This is a genomic window from Halalkalibacter hemicellulosilyticusJCM 9152, from assembly GCF_000513115.1.
GTDB classification, from domain to species: domain Bacteria; phylum Bacillota; class Bacilli; order Bacillales; family Bacillaceae_D; genus Halalkalibacter; species Halalkalibacter hemicellulosilyticus.
Genome location: NZ_BAUU01000013.1, coordinates 33293 through 55385, shown reverse-complemented (window position 1 = coordinate 55385; position 22093 = coordinate 33293). Strand labels below are relative to the sequence as shown.

Here is a 22093-nt window from a genome sequence, read left to right as displayed (position 1 = left end):
ATAGTGTTGAGGTGATAAATATGAACAAGAAAATGCGTATGGGATTTGACATTGACGGGACAGTTACTGATCCAAATACATTTATTCCCTACCTAAATAAACATTTCAAAAAAAATTTAACGCTAGATCATTTAATTGAATATGACTTAACGTCAATATTAGGCATTACGGAAGAACAATTTTGGGATTGGATGGGACAATTTGAAGGAACGATCTATTCAGAAGCTCCGATTGCAATGAATGCAAAACAGATTTTACACGAATGGGACAAACAACATGACCTTATTTACATTACAGCAAGAAGGAAGTATTTAACTAGTATTACCCATCAATGGTTTACCGAAAAACAACTACCATTTGATCACATTGAATTAGTCGGCAAACACGATAAACTCGACGCCATTAAAGAACATCGAATAGATATCTTTTTTGAAGACAAGCATGATAATGCAGTCGCGATCGCTGAAGAGTTTCAAATTCCAGTCATCTTATTAGATACCCCCTACAATCGCCTACCAGCACCTGAACTCGTCATTCGTGCTACAAATTGGCTAGAGGCAAAGGCATGGGTGGAAAAGTGGTTAGCCGAGCAAGCGCTACAGCGACAATAAATAGCTAACCGTCAGTGGAGAAACACACATCCTCCAGTGTCAACAAAAAACAGACGAAATAACGTAGAGACGCCTTTGAGAAATGATTCTCAAAGGCGTTTTGTCTACAGTCTGGAGTGTGGCTAAGAAAAAGCCTCACATAATGTTAACATTTCGGTTGAAACGTATGACAGCACGTTTGGGCAGGTTCCTCTGCATGATTTGTTTGCTCACTTAATTCTTCACTGAACTCTGAAGAATAGTCACGTTGTGCATGCGCATCCATTTCCACTAAAATTGCTTCCGCTTGACAGCGGTTTCCATCTCCCCAATAAGAGCAGTTTGATACATGACACTTCACAACCGGTTTGGCCATTTGTATCCCCCTCCTAATTCTTAGCTTGTACAAGCGAAGGGAAATCTCTCGTGTGAAGAGATGGAATTATGACTTACAATCTTCACACTTACCATAAATTTCGAATTTATGTCCTGTCACCTCAAAATCTGGATATGAACTTGAAATGGAATCCATTGGACAGTTATCAATATGCTTCGTTTTGCCACATTCTAAACAGATTAAATGGTGATGGTGAGAGTTCGTAGAACATGTAAAACGAAATCGTTTTTCACCTTCTAATTCTGTTGTTTCCAATATTCCTAATTCTGAAAACAAAGCTAAATTGCGATAAATCGTGTCAAAGCTCATACCTGGGTAATCAGGCTGTAAGAACTCTAACACATCCTTTGCCGATAAATACCTTTTTTCATTCGCAAATAAATGTAGCATGTCCTCACGTTTACCTGTATGCTTATATCCACGTTCCTTTAGACAATTCATTGCTTCAGTTACATTCATTCCTTATCACTCCTCTTACCGATGTAGCCTGTATATAAATGACGATTTATTTAACTAGTACCTGCTTTCCTTTCTTATATACTAACACCAAAGTAAGAATAAACAAAGCAACAATCACGATCATCCCACCTGTAGCAATCATAAACTGATAAGAAAGGTACATTCCCATTAATACCGCAAGTTCAGCAAAGATAATCCCAAGAATCATTAGTTGCTTAAAGCTTTTCGCTAATTGAATACTCGTTGCGACGGGAATGACAATTAAAGCACCTATTAACAAAATACCGACGACTTTAATCGACATCGAAATCATAAATGCTGTTAAAATGGCAAAAATTAAATTGATTGCTCGCACAGGAATCCCTGATGTTTTCGCAAACTCATGATCAAATGATACGGAGATAAACTCTTTGTATAAAAATAAAACAACCAATAGAATGACAAATGTCGTTGCTAAAATAAAATAGATGTCACCCATTGTTACACTGACAATGCTTCCAAACAAATACGAATACCATTCCTGATAGCCTGTCCTTGCCAAGCTAATAAAAATCGCACTTAATCCAATCCCTGTAGACAAAATAATCGGAACTGCTAATTCCTGAAAATCCTTATAAATCGTTCGGAGACGTTCTGTCAACAGAGCGCCTACTATCGCAAACAATAAACCGAAGAAAATAGGACTAACAGATGAAAACCAGTGGCTCATCGTTCCTAACAAAACACCTGCTGATATTCCCGTTAACGTAATATGTGAGATCGATTCTGAAATAACAGACACTCTTCGAACGAGTAAAAACGAACCAATAATAGGAGCTATCAAGCCAATAATCACTCCTGCAACGATCCCACGTTCAATAAATGATAATTCAATCATATAATTCGACCTTCTTTCTCTTGATTGTCGTCTTTATCGTTAGTGAAAGAAGTAAGATACAAACCGCTACCATCACAATCATCCCACCAGGTACAACATCGAGATAAAAGGCAGAAATAAGACCAACAATGACTGAAAGCTCACCAAATACGATCGAATAAATAAATAATTGCTTAAAGCCTTTGGCAAATCGCATCGCTGCAGCTACAGGTAACGTCATAAGCGCTGATACGAGTAAAATTCCAACAATCCTCATCGAAACAACAATGACTAAAGCCACCAGCACAATAAAAATAAAATGAACGAGCTTTCGATTAACTCCTGACACAATGGCTTGATCTTCATCAAAGGATAAAAAGAATAATTCCTTGAAAAATAATATAATCACAATTAAGACAGCGCCTGTAATGACACTTATCGTCCAAACATCTTGTCTACTAACAGCCATCACAGTTCCAAATAAATATTGAAACAAATCATTATTAAATCCATTTGCCAATGAAAGAAAAACAACACTTAACCCAATACCACCTGACAAAATAATCGGTATCGCAATTTCTTTATAATACGTATAAGCGGTTCTTAGCTTCTCAATGAGCAACGAACCGATAACCGAAAAGAACATCCCCATCGAATAAGGCCAGCAATGGGAAGCTGAGGCCATGTCTTACCGATAAATAAACTTGCAGCAATTCCAGCTAACGCAATATGACTCAAGGCATCTGCAATTAGAGATAGTCGCCTCACGACAAGGAAGACACCTAATAGCGGAGCCAAAAAGCCAATCAATATTCCTGCATATAGTGCATTTTGTAAAAACTCGTACCGTAAAAACAATTCAATCATTTCGTTAATGCCCTCCATGATTATGAGTGAGCAAATGTACGTCATGACCGTAAAAGGCCGATAAGTCTTGATTGGCTTCAAATTCGGCTGTGTTGCCATGAAAATGAAGAGACTTATTAAGACAGGCGACATCTGTTACATGATCCGTCATTGCCCCAATATCATGAGTCACCATAATCAAAGTAATCCCTTTTTCACGATTTAATTGATCAAGCAAGGAATAAAACTGCTGGACACTATTCACATCAACACCAACTGTCGGTTCGTCAAGGATAAGAAGCTCAGGGTCACTTACTAAGGCACGAGCGATGAAGACACGCTGCTGCTGACCACCAGAAAGCTCGCCAATATTTTGGTGAAGATACTCACTCATCCCTACTAATTCTACCGTCTCTCTAACTTTTTGCTTATGCGCTTTTGTTAAAAAACGAAACATCCCCACTTTTCCATACAATCCCATTGATACGACCTCAAATACAGTAGCAGGAAAACCACTATTAAAACTGTTAGCCTTTTGTGAAACAAACCCAATTTTATCCCACATACGAAATTTAGACACTTTCGTACCAAACAATTCTATTTGACCTTGTTGCATCGGTAATAAGCCAAGCATTAATTTAATAAGTGTAGATTTACCAGAGCCATTTGGTCCAACTAACCCTAAAAAGGCTCCCTTCCGTACAGTAAAAGATATATCCTCAAGGACATTTCGATGATCGTAACGAAAAGAAACTTGATTCATTTTAATGGCTACATTTAATTGCTGTTTCGTCATCTTTGTCCACCTTCTTTTTTCATATAATTGAGTAAGAATAATTACGATTTAATTTGTATCCTTTCCTATTATAGACCTTTTTTGTCATCTGTCCACCCATAAGCTATACTAATGAAAAGTTCCCTCATAAATTTTTTTTAAAACTGATTTGGTTAGGAGTGCTAGCATGTCTACTTTATTTGCAATCGTTGATATGGGCTCGAATTCGATACGTCTTGTCATCAATGAAATAGAAAAAAATGGTCGTTATAAGGAGCTATATAATTTTAAAACCGTTGCACGATTAAGCTCTCACCTCGATGATCAAGGGGTTTTATTAGAAAATGGCATTCAATTGATTCTTGATACATTATCTCGCTTCCAAACCATATTGAACGCCCACAACATTAAAAATGTCCAGATCATTGCTACTGCAGCAATGCGTAAAGCTGAAAATAAACAAGACATTATCAAATTAATAAAAAAGAAACTAAACCTCGACATTCAAATTTTATCTGAATATGAAGAGGCTTTTTATGGTTACTTAGCAGTCGTTAATTCGATGTCAATTGAAACCGGACTTACGATTGATATCGGTGGCGGAAGTACAGAAATAACCTATTTCAACAACAGAAAGCTCATTCACTATCACAGCTTTCCATTTGGCGCCGTTACATTACAAAAGCAGTTTTTTTCATCTGATCAGTCGCAATCGAAACAAATTCAGTTATTGCGGAAATTTATTTTAAATGAGCTCAAGACTTTATCATGGTTAAAAAAGCTCACTGTACAATCCGTTATTGGCATTGGTGGAAGCGCTCGTAATATATCTTTGATACATCAAAGACAGTCACAGTATCCACTGACAGGGATCCATCAGTATGAATACCCAACAAGTGATCTCATGCAAATGAATCAGCAGCTTCAACGAACCAATTATGTTGAGCGTTTAACAATTGATGGTTTATCAAAAGATCGAGCTGACATTATTATACCTGCAGCTGAAGTAATCGCATCTATAGTTCATTATGTGAAAGCCGAAACATTTATTATGAGTCGTAAAGGATTAAGAGATGGTGTCTTTTATGAAGAATTACTACGTAAAATGGAGACAACCTTTTTTCCTAATGTTGCTGAGGAAAGTTTTTTTCAATTAGCACAATCCTATGAAATACCATTGGATCAAGCTAATCAAATTCATTTTATTGCAAAGAAATTATATGAACAACTCTCACCTCTTATAGTAAAGCATAATGAAGATGAAACGTTACGTATCCTTCGCTATGGAGCGAATGTTTTTTACATGGGGAAATACATTAATCAGGAAGCGAGTAGTCAAAATACGTTTTACTTACTAACAAACATGACGATTGATGGTTTAAGTCATCAAGAACGGCTCGCAATCGCTTTACTTGCTTCCTTCAAATCAAAATCTCAGTTACAAACATATGCGAAGCCTTTCAAAAAGCTTTTATCTAAAATGGATATGAAATTATATGAAACATTAGGTGCTATATTAAAAATCGCTTATGTCCTTAACTGTTCCCATCAAAAAGCTATTATCGATATCGGAAAAATAAAAAAAGGGAAAACAAGCTACGTCATTCCTATTTTTTATAAGAATGATCCTTACTTTGAACAATTTTATGCAGACAAAAATATAAAACATTTAGAAAAAGCTTTAAAACAATCCTTTGTCTTACATTTCCAAGAGGCTACCGTTCTATCTCGCTAATCTTTACATAAAATTTACAATCAAATGTTAAAATGAAGTAATGAACTGTAGAGGAAGGTTGAGTTACATGGTGCAAAGTCAAAATAATACTAAAAAAACAATGATAGACCTTGAAAACCCGGCTTATTATAACAATCGAGAATTAAGTTGGCTTGCATTTAATGAACGTGTATTAGAAGAAGCTATTGATGAGCGAAATCCTCTGTTAGAACGACTTAAATTTTTAGCCATATTTAGCTCAAATCTTGATGAATTTTTTATGGTCAGAGTGGCTGGACTCCAAGACCAAGTAAAGGCAGGATTTAATAAACCTGAAAACAAAGCTGGACTAACACCTAAGCAGCAGCTTGCTCGCATCTCGAAAAAAAATCACGCTTTAGTGCAATTACAAGATAATGTGTTTACTGAAACATTGCTACCAATGCTTTACCATGAAGGGTTTCAATTCTTATCTATTGATGAATGTGATGTCAAACAACTTTCCTTCTTAGAGGATAAGTTTCAGCACTACATTTTCCCAGTTTTAACACCAATGGCTATAGACGCCTATCGACCTTTTCCAATGCTTCTTAATAAGAGCTTAAACCTCGCTGTCTTATTATCAAAGCATGGGCAATCAGACCGTGACCAGCTCGCTATCGTTCAAGTGCCAGCTGTACTTACAAGATATATAAAGCTACCTGAATCAAATGGTAAGGAACAATATATACTACTTGAACATGTCATTAGCCATTTTATCTATCAATTATTCAAAGGATATACTGTGAAATCTGTTTCACCTTTTCGAATAACAAGAAATGCCGATTTAACGATTCATGAAGAGGGTGCACGAGACTTATTAAGTGAAATTGAAAAGGAATTAAAAAAACGAAAATGGGGCGAGGCAGTCCGTCTTGAAATGCAAGACGGACTGATGGATCAAAATGTTCTCCATTTACTACAAGATGTACTTGAATTGCACGAGAACGATATTTATTCGTTACAAGGACCTTTAGATCTAACCTTTTTATTTAAGCTTTATAAAAAGCTCGCTAAAGAACATGAACATTTGGCCAATGAAACATGGATTCCACAACCACCAGAGGATTTAATTGGTGAAGAAGATATTTTTGATGCTATCTCAAAAAAGATATTTTCTTACATCATCCTTATGAGTCCTTTCAACCTGTCGTTGATTTCATGACTAAAGCGGCTGATGATCCAAATGTATTAGCTATTAAACAAACACTCTATCGTGTGAGTGGCGATTCACCGATTATTCATGCATTAGCACTCGCTGCTGAGAACGGAAAACAAGTGACCGTCCTCGTCGAATTAAAAGCTCGCTTTGATGAAGAGAATAATATTCAATGGGCAAAGAAACTAGAGAAAGCTGGCGTTCATGTCATATATGGCATAACCGGCTTAAAGACACACAGTAAAATTACGCTCGTCGTACGTCATGATCACGGTCAAATTCAACGCTTCGTTCATTTAGGTACAGGAAATTATAATGATTCGACTGCCAAACTGTATACGGACATGGGTCTTTTAACTTCAAATGAAAAAATCGGCATTGATGCTACGAACTTTTTCAATCATTTAAGCGGCTATAGTGAAAAGCCTAATTGGCACTTCCTATCTACTGCTCCACTTGATATTCGCGATACGTTCGTTATGCTTATAGAACAAGAGGTTCAAGCTCATCTCGAATCAGGAAATGGACGAATCATCGCCAAAATGAATTCACTTACTGATAAACCGTTAATTTTAAAACTATATGAGGCCTCTCAAGCCGGGGTGAAAATAGATTTAATTGTTAGAGGAACTTGCTGTCTTCGCCCAGGTATCGACGGTGTAAGTGAAAACATTCGCGTGATTAGCATCGTTGACCGCTTTCTTGAACATAGCCGCATTTTTTATTTTCATCATGGTGGAAAGGAAAAGTTCTACCTATCTTCAGCAGATTGGATGACGCGCAATATGGAAAAAAGAATCGAAATTCTCTTTCCGATTATCTCACCTGCCATTCAATCGCGAATTAAAGATATTTTGGAACTCACCTTAATGGATAATATGAAAGCACGTGAACAAAAACCCGATGGAGATTATCAATACATCGAACGCCCCGCTCAAAAACAGCCAATACAAAGTCAACTGTACTTCTATGAAATGGCTTCCCGTTTTTTTATAAGTGACGCTGAATAGGCAAAGACGGTTCCTCCGTCTTTGCTTCCTTTTTTCATTGGCTTTCCCTTTCCATATGGGTAGGTAACGTAATCGTCACCGTGGTACCTACATTATACGTACTTTTAATTTGAAAGCTCCCCCCATGATCCTCAACTATTTTTTTACAAAGTGCCACTCCAATACCTGTTCCACTCTTTTTCGTAGTGAAAAAAGGGCGACCAATTTGGGCAAGAACGTCCTCAGGAATGCCTTTTCCATTATCTTCAACTGATATCGTATAGAATTCGTTATTTAAAGTTGTCTGAATATGCAACCGGCGTTCTACGTGCTCCTGTCCAAAAGCTTCAATTGCATTCCGTAATAGGTTTAACATGACTTGCTTAATCATTGACTCATTAACAAGAACTTTAACCTCTGTCTCAATAAATTGATACGATAAATGTACGTTATGCAATAAACATTCTGATTTCATAATCTCGACTAACGACTGCATAATATCCAATGGTGAATGGATATTCCTTCCACTCTTCTTCTTTGATACCGAAAGAAAATCTTCTATAATCGCATTCATGCGATCAAGTTCAGATAAAATAGTGGCATAATATTTTTCGTAATCATTAGTTAAATTCGATAGCTGCATAAATCCTTTGATGACCGATAATGGATTACGTAATTCGTGAGCAACACCTGCGGCAATATGTGACACCGCTTCCATTTGATGATGAAAGGTTAATAAATTTTGAAACTGCTTTTGTAAGCTTTTGTCTTCTATACAAATGATCACACGATCCATTGAGTAAGGTAATGCTTTCACAGAGTAAAGATTTTCTTCTAGTTCACACTCTACTGTCACACGTTCTCCACTCAACAATACTTTTTTTGTAGCAGTTTTCATACCTGAAAAAATCGGATGACTCAATTCCATTTCAGTTAATGATTTGTTTACAACATTATTTTCTTCAAGACGTAACGATTCTAAAACCGAATCATGACATTTAACAATATACAACTGGTTATTTACTTCAAGATAAGGAATGCCAAGATACTCCATCAGCTTGTAGTCTTTTTCATTCGAATGATCTTTTTTTATGGATATGATCGAATTCATTTGAGATGCATCCATTAAATATCGCACTCCTTTTTTTACCTTTGTAAAACTCCTATCACATTCCACAAATTAACAAGGCTATACATGCACATGTATTCATTAATAAACTTTCGACTAACTTTCTAGAAAACCCTTTTTTTCACTTAAATTATTTCTAGTTTTTCGAATTATACTTTTTGATTGAATCACCATTTATGATCGTTTTCATATGCTAAACACATAAAGAGTAGCCCATTTTATCATTACGTATGTTGAAAGAGGTGTCCTGATGAATAGTATTATGCAACAGCTTGTTAATCAGAAGGTTAATTCAATCACATCGCCTGAGCTTGTTCAATTAGCAAAGCAATATAACGTTGCTTTAAGTAAATCACAGGCCGATAAGGTTATCTCTATTTTACGTTCAGAACATATTAATGTCGCTGATCAAGCACAACTCGAACGCTTGTTACACCGTCTCCAAACAGAGGTTGATCCATATGTCACATCCGTAATCCAGCAACTTTTGAAGCAATTTTTATAAGCGTTGAGTGGAGCCGTTACAACGGTTTCAGTTATTATGATATTGGAATTCTTTCATAATAACGTGTAACGAGCGGAGCTGACGCCCCGCGAATTCCCTTACCCCTTCCTCGATTCTCCCTAATTTATACATTCTTAAATTATAAGAAAACGTTTAGTCCGCTTCCTCGCATAGACTAAACGTTTCTTATTTAAAATAGGATGCTACTATCCATTTGCACTGATAATCTTTTCAAGCAAATTATCTTCAAATTCCCCTTTTGCTAACATCTCTATTTCATGCTTATATGGTGGTTTTTTATTTTTCTTATCTTCACCAACATAAGGCGTTTCTAAAATTTTGGGAACGTCTTTTAATTGTGGGTGATGCACAATGTAATGAAGTGCTTTATAACCAATATGACCAAAACCAATATTTTCGTGGCGATCTTTCGCTGCGCCTTTTTCGTTCTTACTATCATTTACATGTAATACTTTTAATCGATCTAATCCAATAATACGGTCAAACTGATCTAATACACCATCAAAATCGTCTACAATGTTATATCCCGCATCGTGTGTGTGACATGTATCAAAACAAACAGATAACCTCTCATTATGAGTAACACCATCAATGATAGCAGCTAACTCTTCAAATGAGCGCCCACATTCGGAACCTTTTCCTGCCATTGTTTCTAACGCAATTTGGACATCACGCTTCTCTTCAAACACTTCATTTAACCCTGAGATAATCTTTTCAATCCCTGCTTCTGCACCTGCGCCAACATGCGCGCCTGGATGAAGTACAATTTGCTTTGAGCCTAACGCTTCTGTTCGTTCAATTTCAGAGCGCAAAAAGCGAACACCTAATTCAAATGTTTCTGGCTTGGTTGTATTTGCAATATTAATAATGTAAGGTGCATGAACGACAATGTCAGACATTCCGTTTTGTTCCATATGCTCTTGCCCTGCTTCAATATTTAATTCATCAATGGCTTTCCTTCTTGTATTTTGAGGAGCACCTGTATAGATCATAAATGTTGTAGCACCATAGGAGGCAGCTTCTTCACTTGCACCTAATAGCATTTTCTTGCCATTCATTGATACGTGCGAACCAATTTTCAATGTCATCATTTCTCTCTCCCTTTAAGCATTTCTATTTTTTCTGTCTTCTTTGTCGTTTTGCTTGTTCATCCTGTAATCGTTTTGCTTTTTTCTTATATCCTGGTTTTACTTTTTTAGGCTTAGCAACAGCTTTCCCACCTGTATTTACCTTCGCCACCTTCTTATGTGGACGGCTATCTACTGTTTGACGATTGACACCTTTTCTCTTTCCTGGAACCCCTAATGGTGGTCGATCGAGCATGATCCATTTACCTTGCTTATAATCAGCGTACGTAAATGAAATCCCTCTCTTTATTAACTTTTCAATCGCCTGTTGATCCTCTGGTTCAAAAATAGTAAAAGCAATGCCATCTGCGCCTGCACGTGCCGTTCGGCCAACACGATGAATATAAAAATCTAAGTCCTGAGGCAAATTATAATTAATGATATGACTAACTCCTTTAATATCAATCCCTCTAGCTGCTAGATCTGTTGCAACTAAATATTGAACCTTCACCTCATTAACAAGTCTCATCACTTGTTTACGTGCTCTCGGTTGTAATCCACCATGCAACCTTTCTACATTTAGGCCCTCATGAAGCAACTTATTTGCAACCTCATCAGCCTGCTCCTTCGTATTTGTAAATATAATCGCTAAATATGGATTAATTGACTTTGCTAACTCCGCAACAAAATCTAATTTTGCCCGATGACGTAACGGTACAATTCGATGTTCTATTTTCTTTGCTGCTACTTGATTAGGTTGAACTTGTACATGACGTGGATCATTCATATACTTTTTCAAGAAAGGCTGTAGCTTTTCAGGAATCGTCGCAGAAAACACCATCATTTGCAGCTGTTCATCCATCCTAGATGCAATTCGATCCACATCATCAATAAAGCCCATATCGAGCATTTGATCAGCTTCATCGACAACAAGCATTTTTGCTGTATGAACATGAAGAACTTGATCTTGCACTAAATCCGCTAATCGACCTGTCGTCCCTACGACTATTTGAGGCTGTACTTTCATCCCTTCAACAATTCGTTGTCGATCCGTCCCACCGACTAATAACTTTACATGTACACGTTGTTCCTCGTTTGCGACATCAACAAGCTTCTTTAATTCATTAAAAAGCTGAGATGCTAACTCCCTTGTAGGCGCTGTAATGACAGCTTGCACCTCATGTTTTGATAGATCAATCTTATCAATAATCGGTAATAGAAAAGCCAACGTCTTTCCCGTTCCAGTTTGAGATTGTCCAATCACGTCTTTTCCATTCTTTATTGCCGGAATAAGACGCTCTTGAATATCCGTTGGAAGCTGAAACCCTTGTTCACTTAACGCTTCAATTAAATATGATTTTAGGTTAAATCGTTTAAAATTATCTGCTTTCATATCAATTCCCACTTTCTCCTGCATCATCGCAATAGTTCATTTTACCATACTCTTTTATAGCTTGGCTATAATCACAGCAAGTATCACATATGCATATAACTATTTATAAGGAATCTTATAAGAAAATTGCGTAGCAGCTTTTCTCACTTGCATCGCACGCAATCACTACTATGATTTTGAGTTGACCTGAACGTAACCTTACTTCAGGTCAATGTACAACGTACGAAGCCGACACTATTCACCTGAATAACTTACATCCCGTTTATTTAATACATGTCTTTTGAAAGGAGTTTCGATTATGCATCAATTTGGACCACCATTTGGCTCAATTCCTATGCAATCAGCAATGACAGGTAATATGATTCCACCAACGCCTCCTTCAACTTTCCCTGGGTCAGCAGCAGGATCTCTTTTTTCCGGTGGAGGTGGTGGCGGGTTTGGTGGTGGGTTATTATCCCGCCTTTTCGGTTTAGGTGGCGGAGCTTCTCAAACAATGGGGGGCTTAATGGGGAGTGGCCTTTCATCTGCCACAGGTAGTGGAATGAATTTAACAACGATGCTTACAAATGCTCAACGAATAGTCGGTCTAACACAACAAGTCATGCCAATGGTTCAACAGTATGGCCCTTTAATCCGCAATATGCCGATGATATGGAAGATTATGCGAAGTCTGATAGTTCAGATGACAGCGAAATAGCAGTCAGCAACGAAGGTATCGAGGATGAGAACAGCTCTACTTCCGAGTCAGAAACAACCATGCCTATTACGATAAAAGAAGAAGTTACCTCTAAACGATCTAATCAATCAAACAATCAAACGACAATCAATGGAATTCCTGCTCCAAAATTGTATATTTAAATGATTTTTGCATAGGATTAGAATAGACTTTTTAAAATTTAGTAATTGACAAACAAACCCTATCAGTAGTAAAATTTACTTTTTGTATTTTTTTTGGTATAATAAAGATAATACTTGATTGGAGGAATGCCCATGTTTAATGTCGGTGACCATGTTGTCTACCCTTTCCACGGAGCTGGAACAATAAAGGATATTGAAGAGAAAGACGTATTAGGTGAAATCCTTTCCTACTACATTCTTCATTTTCCACTTGTTGATGTGACGTTAATGCTCCCTGAAAACCGTATTAATGATTCTGGTTTACGAAAGGTGATTGATCAATCCGAACTAGATTCACTTATAGAAGCCTTACAAAATGGACCAGACTTACCGCCAACTACAAGTCATTTCTCTCGCGAAACCGAAAATTTATTAAAAAGTGGAAGTATCATCGATGCTGCACACTTAATATCATCTCTTTCACGTAAACAGACAGAAAGAGCAAACGGTCTCCACATTCAAGATCGCAACCACCTGCAAAAAGCCCGTCAAATGATCGCTAGTGAGCTTGTTCTCGTCAATGATATGTCTGAAGAGCAAGCATACGAATTTATTGATGATGCTTTACTTGAAATGAAACAAGCGTAAGGATTGTCACATTCGATAAACTCCTTTATACTAAAAGAATAAATAAGCATAGAGATGTTTCAACTAATCATTGGAGCATCTCTATTGTCTTTGTATACCGTTGGAATTCAACGAGGAGGCCAAAAACTATGAATGTTAAGAAAATATCTCCAAGAGGCTACTGTTACGGCGTTGTCGATGCAATGGTACTTGCTCGCCAAGCAGCAGCAAACCTTGATTTACCTCGACCTATTTATATTCTTGGAATGATTGTCCATAATAAGCATGTAACAGATGCATTTTCTGAGGAAGGAATCATCTCTTTAGATGGGCCAAACCGTTTAGACATTTTACAAAAAGTCGATAAAGGTACAGTCATCTTTACGGCTCATGGTGTTTCTCCAGAAGTCCGTAAGCTCGCAAAAGAAAAAGGATTAACCATTGTAGATGCAACGTGCCCTGATGTTACTCGTACTCATGATCTCATTAAAGATAAGCAAGCTGAAGGATATGAGTTCATTTATGTTGGAAAAAAAGGCCACCCTGAACCTGAAGGCGCCATAGGCGTTGCTCCACAAGCAGTCCATTTAGTAGAATCTGTGGAAGATGTAGAAACATTGCAACTAACCGCTTCTAAAATTATCATTACAAATCAAACGACCATGAGTCAATGGGATGTAAGTGACATTATGAAAAAGGCAATGGAGCTATACCCCCATGCTGAAGTTCATAATGAAATTTGTTTAGCGACTCAAGTTCGTCAAGAAGCAGTTGCCGAACAAGCAAAGGAGTGCGACCTTGTTATAGTAGTAGGTGATCCTAAAAGTAACAATTCAAATCGTTTAGCTCAAGTCTCGGAACAAATTGCTGGTACGAAGGCTTATCGAATTGGAGATCTATCTGAATTGAAATTGGAGTGGCTTTCAAACGTCGAGACTGTTGGAGTTACTTCAGGAGCTTCTACACCTACACCTATCACGAAAGCAGTTATTACCTTTTTAGAGCAATATGATACCAATCAAGAAGCGACATGGGAAATACAACGAGAAATTAATCTCAAGAAAATTCTGCCTAAGGTAAAAGTGAAATAAGCATTGACTATTGATGGTTTGTCTTGGACAAACCCATTTTTCAACTATCTAATCCATTTTACACAAATGTGAAAGGATCTGTATGTATCTTTGATGCGATTACTTCCGTTGAAGCTTTTTTCTGATGAATGACATTTTCAAAGAAGTTCTTAACAGACTCCTTCATAATTTTCTCTACATTATGACCAGGATCTACAACGGATAAACCAGCCATCATAGCATCATGGGCGACGTGATAGTATACATCACCCGTTACGATCACATCTGCCCCTTTAAATATTGCATGATTCATATATTTATTTCCATCTCCACCTAAAACAGCTACTTTCTTGATTGGCGTTTGAAGATGACCAACGACACGTGCACCCTTCACACTAAATACACGCTTAACATGTTCAGCAAAGTCTTTCAAAGAGGTTTCCTTCTCCAATACTCCAACTCGCCCTAACCCTAATACATCACCTGTGTTCTCAAGTGGATAAATATCATAAGCAGGTTCTTCATACGGATGAGCTTTGATCATTGCATTGATCACCCTCCTCTTCATAGACACTGGAAGAATCGTTTCAATTTTCACCTCTATCACTTCCTCTAGCTTTCCGCGCTCACCAATATGCGGGTTCGTTCTTTCACCAGGTAAGAAACGACCGATCCCTTTAGAGGAGTAACTACAATGACTATAATCGCCGATGTTCCCCGCTCCTGCATCCCCTAAAGCCTTGCGAAGTGCCTCTTCATGGCTTTCTGGAACAAAAACAGCTAACTTGACTAAATGAACGGACTCCGTTGCTGCCAATACTTCTATATTTTGCAATCCTAGCGCCTCTGCCATCATATCATTCACCCCACCTGGAGCCACATCTAGATTTGTATGAGCTGCATAAACCGTAATATCATGCTTAATCGCTTTCTCAACAATTCGGCCATGAGGAGTATCTGTATCAATTTTCTTTAATGGTCTAAACAATAGGGGATGATGCGCAACAATTAAATCAACCTTTTCATTAATCGCTTCATCGATTACTTCTTCAAGTACGTCTAGTGCCACCATAACCTTGCGTATCGGCTTGTTTAATGTGCCGATCATTAATCCATTTTTGTCCCCTTCAACTGCATAGGATTTAGGTGACCACGCCTCAAATTCTTGAATGAGCACTTGTCCATTTAACGGTTTCATTGAATGACCTCCTCTACCATCTCAATTGTTTTCTTTAGTTCCATTTTCTTTCGTAGTATTTCCTTTTCTTCCTGCTTTGCTTTTTCAAGTGATCGTATAATACGTTTCCAGCCTTCTATTTCAAGCTCCCACTTCTTCCTGAAGACTGTTGATTTTTCTTTCATTAAATACGGACCTACTAGCATTTTCACTTCTTCATTGTCTAAATATACCTCTTGATCATCTCCTCGTTCAGCTACAAGGATTTCATAAATCTTGCCATCCTCTTCTAAAATCGACTCATCAATAAGCTTCCAATTTCGTCTTCTTAGCCAGTTACGAATTAAATGTGCTGTTACATTTGGTTGTAAAATAAGTCTTGTGATCCCTTCAAGCTTATCCTTTCCTTCTTCTAAAATCGTTGAAATGAGTCCTCCTCCCATTCCGCAAATCGTAATGACATCAACTTCACCTGGCATCATTACGTGTAAGCCATCGCCCTTTCGTACAGAGATATCTCCTTCCAAACGTAAACGTTTCACTTGAGCTTTAGCTGATTGATAAGGACCTTCATTCACTTCTCCTGCAACTGCAAATTGAACTTTGTTCTGTAAACTTAAATAACACGGTAAATAAGCATGATCTGAACCAATGTCTGCTAACTTGGCACCTTCTGGAACTTGCTCAGCAACTGCCAACAACCGTTCTGACAATTGGACTTCATTCACGGCATATCCCTCCTTTTCTCTTAATAGGAAAAAGAAAAGGTATTTCAAAAAGGATTCCCTCCCTTTTAAAATACCCCCTTCTCATTATTCAGACTCTGATAATAAATATTGCGCAATCGCATCTGCTTCTAAATCACTCAAATTATCAAATGCAGGCATCGTACCAGGTCCTGTATGAATAATATTAACAATTTCTTCGGCTGTTAAATGTCCTTCAAGAGCATTTAATGCAGGACCAGATGTCCCACTTAAATCTCCACCATGACAGGAAATACATGAACGTGAATATAATTCTTCCCCTGCTACGATCGGGTCGTCAATGACAATTTCTTCTTCTGCTTCTTCATCTGAATCCATTTGTGCCCGTTGATCCATCGCCCAAAATGATAGGGCTACCATTAATAAAATTCCAACAATGGCTGTTACAGCAAAAGGTAATAGTGGTTTTCCTTTCAATGTCATATCCTCCTTCAGTTGTAATGAAAGCTCGTCAAGTTATGTAGACGTTAATAATTCCCTATATCATTCTACTGTAAAATGAAATGAAAGAAAAGGGATTGTCTTTAGTTTTGCGTTTTTTGTCACTCTTTTATCGAATAAAGATGACAATCGCTAAAATGAAAGCCATGACTCCAGAAAGGAAAAATAATTTTGTTTTCCATTTCCAGCCTATTAATGTCCAGAGTAGCCCATTTATGAGTGTTGCAAAACCTAAAACAAGCGTATGATTTCCCATTATCGCAAAGCCTATTTGCATCGTCAACAAATAAACGATCATCGCAGCCATTAATTGATATAGGCGGGCGAGTAGTAATGAGTGCTGTTCGACTTGCTTAGCAATCATAAAAATAGCTACAGCAAAAATAATTGCAATTCCAATTTGCAATAATAATGGAAATTGAGTAAAATAAAAGATAAGAACTGTTAACAAAAACATTGCGTACACCATTATTAATGGAATCAGAGTGAATTTTTTAAAGAAGCTTGTTTCTTCTGCTCCTTCTCCTTCCATATATAAGGTCAATAAAAAATCACAATAATGCTCTGGTAACAGCTTAGACTTTCGCCAATGCTTGATTTCTCGAATAACGATTTCTTTTCGTTCTTTCCTCATGTTCTCCTCCTGGATTTAAAAGAAAAGGACTGTTCTTTTGTTTAAAAGAGAACAGCCACTTGTGATCTACCTATTACTCCTTTTAACCTAGAGCTTATTCTAAGAAATCCTTTAATCGTTTACTACGACTAGGGTGGCGAAGCTTTCGAAGTGCTTTCGCTTCAATTTGTCTAATTCTTTCACGAGTAACCCCGAACACTTTCCCCACTTCCTCTAGTGTACGTGTTCGACCGTCATCTAAACCGAAACGCAGACGAAGCACATTTTCTTCACGATCAGTTAATGTATCTAATACATCCTCTAATTGTTCTTTCAAAAGTTCATATGCTGCTGCATCTGACGGAGCTAAAGCCTCTTGGTCTTCAATGAAATCACCTAAGTGTGAATCATCTTCTTCACCAATTGGTGTTTCCAATGATACAGGCTCTTGAGCTATTTTTAGAATTTCACGAACTTTTTCAGGAGTTAATTCCATCTCCTCAGCCACTTCTTCAGGGGTAGGCTCGCGACCAAAATCTTGTAACAACTGCCGTTGCACACGAATAAGCTTATTAATGGTTCAACCATATGAACAGGAATTCGAATTGTTCTTGCTTGATCTGCGATCGCACGAGTAATCGCTTGGCGAATCCACCATGTCGCGTACGTACTAAATTTAAACCCTTTATCATAGTCAAATTTCTCAACTGCCTTAATTAAGCCCATGTTGCCTTCTTGTATTAAGTCAAGGAACAGCATACCACGACCAACATAACGCTTCGCAATTGAAACAACAAGACGTAGATTAGCTTCAGCTAATCGACGCTTCGCTTCTTCATCTCCTTGCTCAATTCTCTTTGCAAGTTCAATTTCTTCTTCTGCTGACAAAAGCGGCACTCGACCGATTTCTTTTAAATACATACGAACAGGATCATTAATTTTTATACCTGGAGGTACACTTAGATCATTAAGATCAAATTCCTCCTCCTTTTCAGTCTGTTGCAGACTTGGCACAACATCATCAGAATCATTGGAAATTTCAACACCTTGCTCTCCAAGGTATTCAAAAAATTCATCCATTTGTTCAGAATCCTGGTCAAAAGCGGCTAATTTCTCTGTAATTTCGGTATATGTTAACACACCGCGCTTTTTCCCTAGCTCTACTAATTGTTCTTTCACTTGATCGATTGATAATTCACCTTCCGCTAACGGGCGTAATGGCTTATCAGTCATTCGATCCCCTCCTTCCATTGTTCCAACCAACGCAATAATTAAACTTTTTTACAGCATCTGCTTCAGTCGTTGAATTTCTGTTAGCATCATCGCTGCTTTTATTGGATCCTTTTCTTTCTTCACTTCAAGTTCCTTCTGGTGTATCTCTACCCGTTTTGGATAAGTTTCAATCAATCTCATGTAATCATCAAGCTCTCGTTCGTCGTAATCATCATTGACACTAAGCATCGTAAGCTCTGTTGCTAATCTTGTCAGTTGTTCATCCGGCAATTGCTGAATAAACAAACTAGGGTCAGCCTCATAGCCTTTAGCATAATAAGCAAATAAATAAGCAGCTAAAGCTTGATGATCATCAACATTAAAAGCACCACCGAGTCGGCTTTGGACAACTTCAGCAACATGTTCGTCTCTTATCATGTGTGCTAACAATATCCGCTCTGCATTTTGATATGCCGGCAAAAGTTTCTTTGTTTCAAACACTTGCTTTCTAACATTGATAACATCTTTCTTCTCTCTTTTTGATTGATCCTTTTTTCGCGAAAAGTCGATATTGCTCTTGTTTCAATGCCTCTAATGATAAAGAAAATTCATCGGCTAGCTGACGAATATAATGATCTCGTTCAACCTGCTTTTTTCAAGCTTGCAATTTCACTTAGAACCGCTTCAATATAACTCATTCGCTCAGACTCATCTTGAAGGTTTCGACCTTGCCGTAAGTACAACATTTTAAATGCCATTAACGTAAGACTTGACCCTATTACATCCGTTTTAAAACGTTCTGCACCGAACGCTTGAATGTAGTCATCGGGATCATAACTGTCAGGCATTTTGGCAACCTTGACGATACAACCTTCGTTCTGTAAGATTGAAGCATTCTTATAAGCTGCTTCTAACCCCGCCGAATCAGAATCATAACAGAGAGTCACTGTTTCTGCATTACGGCGCATCATTCGAGCTTGTTCTTCTGTTAGAGCTGTCCCTAGTGTTGCTACACCATTCGTTACACCAGCAGACCAAGCAGCTATGACGTCCACATACCCTTCAAACAAAACAATAGAGCTTTGCTTTCGGATAGAAGACCGGGCTAAATGAAGTCCATACAATGTTTGACTCTTATGAAAGATAGCTGAATCTGAGCTGTTTAAATATTTGGGCTTCTCATCTGATATCGTTCGCCCACCAAACGCGATAACTTGACCTTTAGCATCCCAAATTGGGAACATGAGCCTATTACGAAATCGATCATATGTCCCACCGTCTGACTCACGCTCGCCTAACAAACTAGCTTCAACCATCTCAGCCTGCTTAAACTCTCTCTTAGCCAATACCGTCGATAACGCATCCCACCGATCTGGTGAAAAGCCAATTTGAAAGTGTTCAACCTGCTCTCTAGTGAATCCTCTTTCGTCCAAGTATTCTCGACCTAGTTTTCCTTCTTCAGTCAGCATCAGTACATGATGATACATTTTTGCAGCTATGCTATGGGCCTTTTTCATATTCTGCTGAGGCTTAGAAACATTCGTAGAAGGAGTTCCTTCAATAGAAACGTCGATATTTGCTCGTTTCCCAAGTTGAACAGCAGCTTCAACAAATGACAAATTTTCAAGCTCCATTAAAAAGGTAAAAACATTCCCTCCAGCACCACATCCAAAGCAATGATACAGTTGCTTATCAGGTGATACAGAAAAAGAAGGAGTATTCTCTCCATGGAATGGGCATAATCCACTATATTGTCGACCTTGCTTTTTCAATTGAACATGATCACTGATTACATCGACAATATCAGTAGAACGTCTGATTTGTTCAATGACTGAATCTGGAATACGAGTAGTCATTTAATTCATCTCCAACATGCATTAATTCGAGCTTTTTTGCGATAATCCTGCTTTTTTTTCTAGAATTTTTTTCAGATTCGCCTTAAACTGTTCCCGATCCTCCTGATTATAAGGTTTTGGTCCTTTCGTACGCTTTCCCATTCTCCTTTGTTTCTGAGACAGAAAGCGCACATCTAACAATTGATCCATGTCTTTCTCCGTGAATTCTTTACCTCGTGGCGACAACACATACATCCCTTTAGCTAGCAATAATGATGCTAGAGCATGGTCTTGCGTCACACATATGTCGCCTTTTTTTGCATGGTTAGCTACATATAAATCGACCGCTTCTTTTTCTTCGTCGACCGTAACTATTTTAGCTGGTTTTGGTAAAGACAAAAAATGCGCATAAGAGGATACAAATACCATATCTACTTCATACGTTCTGCACAAATCAACGATTTCATTTTTCACTGGACATGCATCAGCATCAACATATACTACGATTGGTGAAATGTTCATATTACTATCATTCAACATCCCTTTCAAATTTCCTGCTTCAATCGTAAAGAAATTAGTTGATTTTTGTCGATTGTAAAATATAATCTCTTCCCCGCTCGTTATCCTTTACTATCTTTACCAAAAAACGAAGAATAAGTCTTGACTTTTTAAATTTATTTGATCTTTTTGCAAATATGCCATATTAAAGACGAAAAATTTAGTTTCATTTTTCTTCACATGTTATTGTCTAAACATATTCGAAATTAAATTAGCTGTTTCTTCAACTGCTTTATTAGATACATCAATAACAGGACAACCAATACGCTTCATAATCGTATCGGAATAGGCTAGTTCTTCTTTAATTCGAATCAAATTAGCATAATGTGCGTCTTCCTTTAATCCAAGCGCTTTTAACCGTTCGGCACGTATACCGTTCAGCTTTTCTGGGCTTATCTTTAACCCTATACACTTTTTAGGAGAAACCTCAAACAATTCCCTCGGAGGTTCAACTTCTGGTACTAGAGGCACATTCGCCACTTTTAATTGTTTATGAGCTAAATATTGAGATAATGGTGTTTTTGAAGTTCTCGAGACACCAATTAGGACGACATCCGCTCGCATAATCCCCCTCGGATCACGACCATCATCATATTTCACCGCAAATTCAATTGCTTCTACTTTGCGAAAGTAATCTGCATCTAGTTTATAAATAAGACCAGGTTCAGAACGAGGATGTACATTAGTTAATAATTTTAATTGTTGTAACATTGGCCCGATAATATCAACAGCTTGTACATGTTCCTCCTGCGCCTTCAAAATAAGGTAATCTCGAACCTCAGGAACAACAAGTGTGAAAGCGATCAGCGCATGTGTCTTTTTAGCCAATTGAATAATTTCAACAATGGTTTCCTCATCATCGACAAACGGAATTCTTCTTACTTCAATTCCAGCCCCATTAAATTGACTTGCCGCCGCTTTTACGACGAGCTCAGCAGTTTCCCCTACTGAATCCGAGACAACGTAAACAATTGGCTTAATTTCATGTCCTTCCACCACTTATCCCCCTTCCTTTTT

19 protein-coding genes and 4 pseudogenes are annotated in these 22093 nt (G+C 37.7%); 7 read left to right on the top strand and 16 right to left on the bottom strand.

Annotation, left to right across the window (positions count from 1 at the left end; genetic code table 11):
* The first annotated feature begins 20 nt into the window (after positions 1-20).
* The gene (locus tag JCM9152_RS09600) at positions 21-611 is read left to right on the top strand and encodes a nucleotidase (protein ID WP_035343614.1); all 591 of its coding nucleotides are present in this window, start codon (positions 21-23) and stop codon (positions 609-611) included.
* 145 nt (positions 612-756) lie between these two features.
* On the opposite strand, the gene JCM9152_RS09595 is transcribed toward JCM9152_RS09600, so the two are convergent.
* The 5 genes and pseudogenes from JCM9152_RS09595 to JCM9152_RS09575 all read right to left on the bottom strand — a co-directional run bounded on the left by JCM9152_RS09595 (position 757) and on the right by JCM9152_RS09575 (position 3944).
* Positions 757-966, bottom strand: a complete 210-nt coding sequence (locus JCM9152_RS09595) for a DUF1540 domain-containing protein (RefSeq protein WP_035343612.1) — start codon at positions 964-966, stop codon at positions 757-759.
* A 66-nt stretch (positions 967-1032) separates the two neighbouring features.
* Positions 1033-1446 carry a Fur family transcriptional regulator gene (locus JCM9152_RS09590; protein WP_035343610.1) on the bottom strand — a complete coding sequence of 138 codons (414 nt, stop codon included), beginning with the start codon at positions 1444-1446 and terminating at the stop codon, positions 1033-1035.
* A gap of 46 nt (positions 1447-1492) precedes the next feature.
* Positions 1493-2323 carry a metal ABC transporter permease gene (locus JCM9152_RS09585; RefSeq protein ID WP_035343608.1) on the bottom strand — a complete coding sequence of 277 codons (831 nt, stop codon included), beginning with the start codon at positions 2321-2323 and terminating at the stop codon, positions 1493-1495.
* A pseudogene (locus tag JCM9152_RS09580) lies at positions 2316-3169 on the bottom strand (metal ABC transporter permease). Before JCM9152_RS09580 ends, JCM9152_RS09585 begins: the two are co-directional and overlap by 8 nt.
* A gap of 4 nt (positions 3170-3173) precedes the next feature.
* Positions 3174-3944: a metal ABC transporter ATP-binding protein gene (locus JCM9152_RS09575; RefSeq protein ID WP_035343606.1), complete on the bottom strand. Its 771-nt coding sequence runs from the start codon at positions 3942-3944 to the stop codon at positions 3174-3176.
* A 166-nt stretch (positions 3945-4110) separates the two neighbouring features.
* Here JCM9152_RS09575 and ppx point away from each other — a divergent pair, with 166 nt between their 5' ends.
* Together ppx and JCM9152_RS09565 are read left to right on the top strand one after the other, a co-directional pair.
* Positions 4111-5658 carry an exopolyphosphatase gene (gene ppx / locus JCM9152_RS09570; RefSeq protein WP_035343604.1) on the top strand — a complete coding sequence of 516 codons (1548 nt, stop codon included), beginning with the start codon at positions 4111-4113 and terminating at the stop codon, positions 5656-5658.
* Between the two features lie 67 nt (positions 5659-5725).
* Positions 5726-7845 (top strand): annotated as a pseudogene (locus JCM9152_RS09565) (RNA degradosome polyphosphate kinase).
* 34 nt (positions 7846-7879) lie between these two features.
* Here the strand turns inward: JCM9152_RS09565 and JCM9152_RS09560 are convergent.
* The gene (locus JCM9152_RS09560; protein WP_052015816.1) at positions 7880-8950 is read right to left on the bottom strand and encodes a two-component system sensor histidine kinase NtrB; all 1071 of its coding nucleotides are present in this window, start codon (positions 8948-8950) and stop codon (positions 7880-7882) included.
* Between the two features lie 253 nt (positions 8951-9203).
* On the opposite strand from JCM9152_RS09560, the gene JCM9152_RS09555 reads away from it, so the two are divergent.
* Positions 9204-9458, top strand: coding sequence for a DUF2624 domain-containing protein (locus JCM9152_RS09555; RefSeq protein WP_035343602.1), 255 nt, complete (start codon positions 9204-9206; stop codon positions 9456-9458).
* Positions 9459-9664: 206 nt separating this feature from the next.
* Here the strand turns inward: JCM9152_RS09555 and JCM9152_RS09550 are convergent, their stop codons facing one another.
* Together JCM9152_RS09550 and JCM9152_RS09545 are read right to left on the bottom strand one after the other, a co-directional pair.
* Positions 9665-10567, bottom strand: a complete 903-nt coding sequence (locus JCM9152_RS09550) for a deoxyribonuclease IV (RefSeq protein WP_035343599.1) — start codon at positions 10565-10567, stop codon at positions 9665-9667.
* A gap of 25 nt (positions 10568-10592) precedes the next feature.
* On the bottom strand, positions 10593-11939 hold the full coding sequence (locus JCM9152_RS09545) for a DEAD/DEAH box helicase (protein ID WP_035343785.1): 1347 nt from the start codon (positions 11937-11939) through the stop codon (positions 10593-10595).
* Positions 11940-12237: 298 nt separating this feature from the next.
* Here JCM9152_RS09545 and vrrA point away from each other — a divergent pair, with 298 nt between their 5' ends.
* The 3 genes from vrrA to JCM9152_RS09530 all read left to right on the top strand — a co-directional run bounded on the left by vrrA (position 12238) and on the right by JCM9152_RS09530 (position 14494).
* The gene (gene vrrA, locus JCM9152_RS09540) at positions 12238-12636 is read left to right on the top strand and encodes a VrrA/YqfQ family protein (protein WP_052015814.1); all 399 of its coding nucleotides are present in this window, start codon (positions 12238-12240) and stop codon (positions 12634-12636) included.
* A gap of 293 nt (positions 12637-12929) precedes the next feature.
* A complete protein-coding gene (locus JCM9152_RS09535) occupies positions 12930-13424 on the top strand; it encodes a CarD family transcriptional regulator (protein WP_035343596.1) in 495 nt (164 codons plus the stop codon).
* A gap of 128 nt (positions 13425-13552) precedes the next feature.
* The gene (locus JCM9152_RS09530; RefSeq protein ID WP_035343593.1) at positions 13553-14494 is read left to right on the top strand and encodes a 4-hydroxy-3-methylbut-2-enyl diphosphate reductase; all 942 of its coding nucleotides are present in this window, start codon (positions 13553-13555) and stop codon (positions 14492-14494) included.
* Positions 14495-14552: 58 nt separating this feature from the next.
* On the opposite strand, the gene JCM9152_RS09525 is transcribed toward JCM9152_RS09530, so the two are convergent.
* From JCM9152_RS09525 to JCM9152_RS09490, 8 genes and pseudogenes are all read right to left on the bottom strand, one after another.
* Complete coding sequence (locus tag JCM9152_RS09525) at positions 14553-15671, bottom strand: Nif3-like dinuclear metal center hexameric protein (RefSeq protein ID WP_035343591.1); 1119 nt, start codon at positions 15669-15671, stop codon at positions 14553-14555.
* A complete protein-coding gene (locus JCM9152_RS09520; RefSeq protein ID WP_035343588.1) occupies positions 15668-16378 on the bottom strand; it encodes a tRNA (adenine(22)-N(1))-methyltransferase in 711 nt (236 codons plus the stop codon). The genes JCM9152_RS09525 and JCM9152_RS09520 overlap by 4 nt, the downstream gene beginning before the upstream one ends.
* Before the next feature lie 84 nt (positions 16379-16462).
* Positions 16463-16840: a c-type cytochrome gene (locus tag JCM9152_RS09515; protein ID WP_035343586.1), complete on the bottom strand. Its 378-nt coding sequence runs from the start codon at positions 16838-16840 to the stop codon at positions 16463-16465.
* A 127-nt stretch (positions 16841-16967) separates the two neighbouring features.
* Positions 16968-17492, bottom strand: coding sequence for a hypothetical protein (locus tag JCM9152_RS09510; RefSeq protein ID WP_035343583.1), 525 nt, complete (start codon positions 17490-17492; stop codon positions 16968-16970).
* Positions 17493-17586: 94 nt separating this feature from the next.
* A pseudogene (rpoD, locus tag JCM9152_RS09505) lies at positions 17587-18704 on the bottom strand (RNA polymerase sigma factor RpoD).
* Between the two features lie 48 nt (positions 18705-18752).
* Positions 18753-20539: pseudogene (gene dnaG / locus JCM9152_RS09500) on the bottom strand (DNA primase).
* 21 nt (positions 20540-20560) lie between these two features.
* Complete coding sequence (locus JCM9152_RS09495; RefSeq protein WP_235715680.1) at positions 20561-21058, bottom strand: YaiI/YqxD family protein; 498 nt, start codon at positions 21056-21058, stop codon at positions 20561-20563.
* Positions 21059-21259: 201 nt separating this feature from the next.
* On the bottom strand, positions 21260-22057 hold the full coding sequence (locus JCM9152_RS09490; protein ID WP_035343781.1) for a pyruvate, water dikinase regulatory protein: 798 nt from the start codon (positions 22055-22057) through the stop codon (positions 21260-21262).
* Positions 22058-22093 lie beyond the last annotated feature (36 nt).

Excerpts from the sequence above, each read along its gene's own strand:
- JCM9152_RS09575 (WP_035343606.1), bottom strand. The coding sequence starts at position 3,944 with ATGACGAAACAGCAATTAAATGTAGCCATTAAAATGAATCAAGTTTCT.
- JCM9152_RS09525 (WP_035343591.1), bottom strand. The coding sequence starts at position 15,671 with ATGAAACCGTTAAATGGACAAGTGCTCATTCAAGAATTTGAGGCGTGG.
- JCM9152_RS09590 (WP_035343610.1), bottom strand. The coding sequence starts at position 1,446 with ATGAATGTAACTGAAGCAATGAATTGTCTAAAGGAACGTGGATATAAG.
- JCM9152_RS09545 (WP_035343785.1), bottom strand. The coding sequence starts at position 11,939 with ATGAAAGCAGATAATTTTAAACGATTTAACCTAAAATCATATTTAATT.
- JCM9152_RS09585 (WP_035343608.1), bottom strand. The coding sequence starts at position 2,323 with ATGATTGAATTATCATTTATTGAACGTGGGATCGTTGCAGGAGTGATT.
- JCM9152_RS09495 (WP_235715680.1), bottom strand. The coding sequence starts at position 21,058 with ATGTTGAATGATAGTAATATGAACATTTCACCAATCGTAGTATATGTT.
- JCM9152_RS09550 (WP_035343599.1), bottom strand. The coding sequence starts at position 10,567 with ATGACATTGAAAATTGGTTCGCACGTATCAATGAATGGCAAGAAAATG.
- JCM9152_RS09555 (WP_035343602.1), top strand. The coding sequence starts at position 9,204 with ATGAATAGTATTATGCAACAGCTTGTTAATCAGAAGGTTAATTCAATC.
- JCM9152_RS09535 (WP_035343596.1), top strand. The coding sequence starts at position 12,930 with ATGTTTAATGTCGGTGACCATGTTGTCTACCCTTTCCACGGAGCTGGA.
- vrrA (WP_052015814.1), top strand. The coding sequence starts at position 12,238 with ATGCATCAATTTGGACCACCATTTGGCTCAATTCCTATGCAATCAGCA.
- ppx (WP_035343604.1), top strand. The coding sequence starts at position 4,111 with ATGTCTACTTTATTTGCAATCGTTGATATGGGCTCGAATTCGATACGT.
- JCM9152_RS09600 (WP_035343614.1), top strand. The coding sequence starts at position 21 with ATGAACAAGAAAATGCGTATGGGATTTGACATTGACGGGACAGTTACT.
- JCM9152_RS09530 (WP_035343593.1), top strand. The coding sequence starts at position 13,553 with ATGAATGTTAAGAAAATATCTCCAAGAGGCTACTGTTACGGCGTTGTC.
- JCM9152_RS09560 (WP_052015816.1), bottom strand. The coding sequence starts at position 8,950 with ATGGATGCATCTCAAATGAATTCGATCATATCCATAAAAAAAGATCAT.
- JCM9152_RS09595 (WP_035343612.1), bottom strand. The coding sequence starts at position 966 with ATGGCCAAACCGGTTGTGAAGTGTCATGTATCAAACTGCTCTTATTGG.
- JCM9152_RS09515 (WP_035343586.1), bottom strand. The coding sequence starts at position 16,840 with ATGACATTGAAAGGAAAACCACTATTACCTTTTGCTGTAACAGCCATT.
- JCM9152_RS09510 (WP_035343583.1), bottom strand. The coding sequence starts at position 17,492 with ATGAGGAAAGAACGAAAAGAAATCGTTATTCGAGAAATCAAGCATTGG.